We start from the raw sequence: 765 nt of genomic DNA, 5'->3' as shown, positions 1-765 counted from the left end.
GGCACTCCTCTTGCAAACGACAATGACAAGACCTGGGGCGGGATCGGTGCTGGTGGCACCTATGCCTGGGCCGACGACAAATACGCGCTCGTTGGCGAAGTTGTTGAGGCTGGTGTTGATTGAGCCTTCGCCAACGAGCGCGTATTTGTCGTCGGCCCAGGCATAGGTGCCACCAGCACCGATCCCGCCCCAGGTCTTGTCATTGTCGTTTGCAAGAGGAGTGCCGGCATAGTTCATCCGCGCATTGCCTGAGAACTCCTGATAGAGATTGGCAATCCCATAGACCGAGGTGGAGACTGCACGACCGTCGGAGCCTGTGAAGCGATTAGCATAGCTTGCAGCCAGTCCCAGTCGCCCGATCAGGCTGTCGCCGTCATGATTGGAAATGCGCGCGCCATAGCTATCGGTAAAGGTGTCAAAATCAACAGACGACCAGGAGAGCTGCGCCTGCGGGGTCAGCGACCAGTTCTGGTCCATGGCAAAGCGCTGGCCCGCTTCAAGGCTTAGTGCATAGCCAAAGCCCTTGTTGCCATTGGCAAGCGACCGGTTGACGGCATCGACATCAAGATTGCTGTCATACCAGTTGGCCTGCGCCTGAGCATCAAGATAGAAGCCGGACGTTCCATACCAGGTGGCGGTTGCTCCAAGACCTCAGCCCTGAGTGTTGATCTCGCCGCTGCCGTCGCCGGTCAGATTGTCGATGCTGGAATGCGCATTGCCATATTGCCCGGTGATGCCGGCAATGAGCTTGCCGTTCTCGTTCTC

At 57.9% G+C, this 765-nt stretch carries 1 pseudogene; it reads right to left on the bottom strand.

Annotated elements, in window-relative coordinates:
• Window positions 1-120 precede the first annotated feature (120 nt).
• A pseudogene (locus tag CEV32_RS00360) lies at window positions 121-639 on the bottom strand (autotransporter outer membrane beta-barrel domain-containing protein); the annotation flags it as partial.
• Window positions 640-765: the final 126 nt, after the last annotated feature.

The organism is Brucella rhizosphaerae (assembly GCF_002252475.1).
GTDB lineage: Bacteria > Pseudomonadota > Alphaproteobacteria > Rhizobiales > Rhizobiaceae > Brucella > Brucella rhizosphaerae.
The sequence above is the reverse complement of the archived record's forward strand: the minus strand, read 5'-3'. Positions and strand labels throughout refer to the sequence as shown.